The organism is Chloroflexota bacterium, from assembly GCA_020850535.1.
GTDB lineage: Bacteria > Chloroflexota > UBA6077 > UBA6077 > JACCZL01 > JADZEM01.
This window is the reverse complement of record JADZEM010000082.1, coordinates 1-3,829: the sequence shown is the minus strand read 5'-3', so window position 1 is coordinate 3,829 and position 3,829 is coordinate 1. Positions and strand designations below refer to the sequence as shown.

Here is a 3,829-nt window from a genome sequence, read left to right as displayed (position 1 = left end):
GCCACCAGCCCCACCTACTGGGCCGAGCACCTGCGGGCGGCGGTGCGCTTCGGCGATGGGCTCGCCAGCCTGCTCGACGAGCCGTCCCGCCTGCTGCTGGAGGTGGGGCCGGGCCAGACGCTCGCTCGGCTGGCCCGGCGTCACCCGGCTCGTCAGCCCGCCCAGACGGCCGTCTCGACGCTGCCCCACCCCACCGACCGTCAGTCCGACCTGGACAGCGCCTTGCTGGCGGCTGGACGGCTCTGGGCGGCCGGCGTCCCGCTCGACCCCTCGGGCCTCTGGCCGGCTGGGGGCCACCGCGTGGCGCTGCCCACCTATCCCTTCGAGCGCCAGGAACACTGGATCGACGCGGTCGCGCCCACGGCGGTTGACACTGGCGCGCTTCCACGACGAATGGACCCGACCGACTGGCTGTACGCGCCATCGTGGCGGCGAGTAGCCCGCACGGTCGGCGGCCGTGCGGCAACGAGGCTGAGGGCGGAACAGCGCTGGCTGCTCTTCTGCGACACCGAAGGACTCGGCTTACGCCTGGCCAAGCGGCTGCGCGCGGCCGGGCAGCAGGTCGCCTGCGTGACCCCGGGCGTGGGCTTCTCGTTTGACGGCGGCGATGCATATACCCTGGACCCCGCCTACAGGTCGGGCTACAGCGACCTGCTGGCAGCGCTGCGGGACAGCGACGGGCTACCCGAGCGGATCGTCCATCTCTGGTCGGCGACCGCCGAGCCCGACGCCCCGGCAGCCGACACCCCGGCAACTGACGCCCCGGACCAGATGGCGCTAGAGCGCGGCTTCTACAGCCTGCTCTACCTGGGGCAAGCCCTGGGCGAGCAACCTGGCGCGCAACCTGTTGAGTTGTCGGTAGTCACCCAGGCGATGCACGTCATCCTCGGCGACGAGACGGTGCAGCCCGAGCGGGCCGCCGTGCTCGGACCATGCAGGGTCATTCCCCAGGAATACCCGCACGTGAGCAGCCGGAGCATCGACGTCGGCCGAGTGCCAGCAGATGCAAAACAGATCGAGGAGCTGGTGGGACGATTGCTCGACGATCTCACTGGCGAGCCGTCGCGTGCGCCACTTGCCTATCGTGGGACGCATCGCTGGGTCCAGGCGTTCGAGCCGATCCAGGTAAGCGAAGAACCCCACCTGCGCGAGCGAGGGGTGTACCTGATCGTGGGTGGCCTCGGCGGGGTCGGGCTGGCGATCGCGCGGTACCTGGCGCAGACGGTCCAGGCCCGACTGGTCCTGGCTGGCCGGTCGGCGTTCCCATCCCCGGAGGCATGGGATGGCTGGCTGGCCGAGCACCCCGACGACGACCCCACCAGCGCACGGATCCGCCACCTGCGAGACCTGGAAGCCGCCGGCGGCGAAGTGGTGGTGGAGCGGGCTGACGTGACCGATCCGGCGGCGGTGGCGGGACTCGTCACACGGGTGCTAAACCGCTACGGCGGCCTGCACGGCGTGGTGCACGCGGCCGGCGTGCCGGGCGACGGGATCGTGCAGTTGAAGGCGCCCCAGGTGGCCGCAGCGGTCCTGGCGCCGAAGGTGGCCGGCTCGCTGGCGCTGGCGGCGGCGCTGCGGGACGTACCGGACTGCGACTTCCTGGTGCTGTGCTCCTCGCTGAGCGCGATCCTGGGGGGAGCCGGGCAGGTGGACTACTGCGCAGCCAATGCCTTCCAGGACGCACTCGCCAATGCCCGTGCCGAGCGCGCCGGCCGCCCCGGCCCCCGCATCCTCTCCATTAACTGGGATGCCTGGGAAGAGGCTGGCATGTGGGCGCGCAGTACCACGAACGGGGCGCTTGCCGCGCTCCAGCCGGAGGCGATCCGCGACGGGATACGCCCTGACGAGGGCGCGCTGGCGTTTGCCTATGCGCTGGAGACCGGCCTGCCGCACGTAGTAATCTCAACACGCGACTTCACCCAGCGTGTCGCTCGCTGGGCGGAACCGGTGCCCTCCGACGCACGAACGTCGGCACCTGCGTCGGTCCAGGTCCTCACGAGCCATAGCCGGCCGGCCCTCGCGACGCCGCTCGTCGCACCACGAGACGCCATCGAGCGACGCGTAGCAGCGATCTGGCAAGACCTCCTCGGCATAGACGAGGTCGGAATCCACGACAACTTCATCGAACTGGGCGGTCATTCGCTGCTCGGGCTTCAGCTTACCGCTCGCCTGCGAGATGCTTTCGGCGCCGAGTGCACCCTGCTCCAACTCTTCGAGGCGCCGACTGTTGCGGAGCTTGCGGCGCTCGTACGCGAACAGGCTGGCGACGGGACGACAGATCCGGCTCTCGCCGAGATGATGAACCTGGTGGGCCAGCTTTCCGAACAGGAGCTTAGTGACTTGCTGGCCAGGGTGACCGTGGCGGACGTCCAGGGAGAAGGATCATGAGATGCCCGATCTGAATCGGCAACTGGCCGCCCTCTCTGCGGAGCAGCGTGCCGAGCTTGCGCGGCTGCTCAAGGAGCGCCAGCAGGCATCCGTCACGATCCCGCGCCGCTCGTCACAGTCCGATACGTCCCCCTGCTCGTGGATGCAGCGGGGCCTCTGGCTGCTCGATCGACTTCAGCCAGGTCCGGCGTACAACCTGGTCGCGTCAACGCGGCTGCGCGGGCGGCTGGACGTGGCGATACTCGAGCGGGCGCTCAACGAGGTCATCCGACGGCATGAGGTGCTGCGGACCACCTTCCAGGCCGAGGATGGCGAGCCGGTCCAGCGAATCGCACCGAAGCAGTACCTGCCGATCGCAGTGGTCGACCTCTCAACGGCGCCGGCCGAGGAGCGTGACGTCGCGCTGGAATCTCGAACCAGACGGGCGGTGCGGCGGCCGTTCGACCTGGCCCGTGGCCCGCTCGTGCGCGCGACGCTCTTCCAGGTGCGGGACGACGAGTGGCGCTTCGTGCTGGCGCTCCATCACAGCGTCTGCGATGCATGGTCGCTGGGGCTGCTGCTCCGAGAGATCCAGAGCCTGTATACGGCGTTCCAGGGGGGGCGGCCGTCGCCGCTGCCGGAACTCCCGATTCAGTACGCCGACTTCGCGGCCTGGCAGCGCTCCGCGCAGCGCCGGCCGGCGCGCGAGCGGGATCTCGCGTACTGGACGCAGCAGCTTGCCGGGGCCGCGCCGACCGAGCTTCCCACCGACTTCCCGCGCCCGACCAGCCAGCGCTTTCGGGGTGCCAAACTCGCGTTTCACGTGCAAGCGAGCACGATGGAGCACCTGGCCGCGCTCAGCCGCCGCGATGGAGCGACGCTCTACATGGTGCTGCTGGCAGCGTTCCAGACGTTGCTGCATCGCTACACCGGTCAGGACGACGTGGTCATCGGCAGCGTCATCGCGGATCGACGCCAGAGCCAGACCCATCCGTCGATCGGCTTCTTCCTTAATACGCTCGTCACGCGCACGGATCTGTCGGGCGATCCAACCTTCCGCGAACTGCTCAAGCGCGTGCGACGGGTGGCGCTCGAGGGATACGAGCATCAGGATGCACCGTTCGAGCGGCTGGTCAACGCGCTGCAACCGGTCCGCGATCCGAGCCGTAACCCGCTATTCCAGATCCTGTTCACCTTTCAGGATGCCCCGGCGGGCACTCTCGATCTCCCCGGCCTCCAGGCCACGCCCGAATTCGTGGAGACGGGATCGTCACAGCTCGACCTGAATCTGGTCCTCGAGCAGGGCGCAGACGGTGTCGATGGGTTGTTGCAGTACGACACCGACCTGTTCGAGCGCGCGACCATCGAGCGGCTGGTGGAGCACTGGGGGGTGCTGCTCGACGGGATCGCGGCCGATCCCGAGCGACGGCTGTCCGAGCTACCCCTGCTATCCGAGGTCGAG

General features: G+C 69.3%; 2 protein-coding genes. Both read left to right on the top strand.

Annotation, left to right across the window (positions count from 1 at the left end):
* Positions 1–2,388, top strand: a 2,388-nt coding sequence (locus tag IT306_12255) for an SDR family oxidoreductase (GenBank protein ID MCC7369191.1), incomplete at its 5' end; no start/stop codon positions are given.
* 1 nt (position 2,389) lies between these two features.
* The coding region (locus IT306_12250; protein MCC7369190.1) for a non-ribosomal peptide synthetase at positions 2,390–3,829 on the top strand (1,440 nt) is incomplete at its 3' end.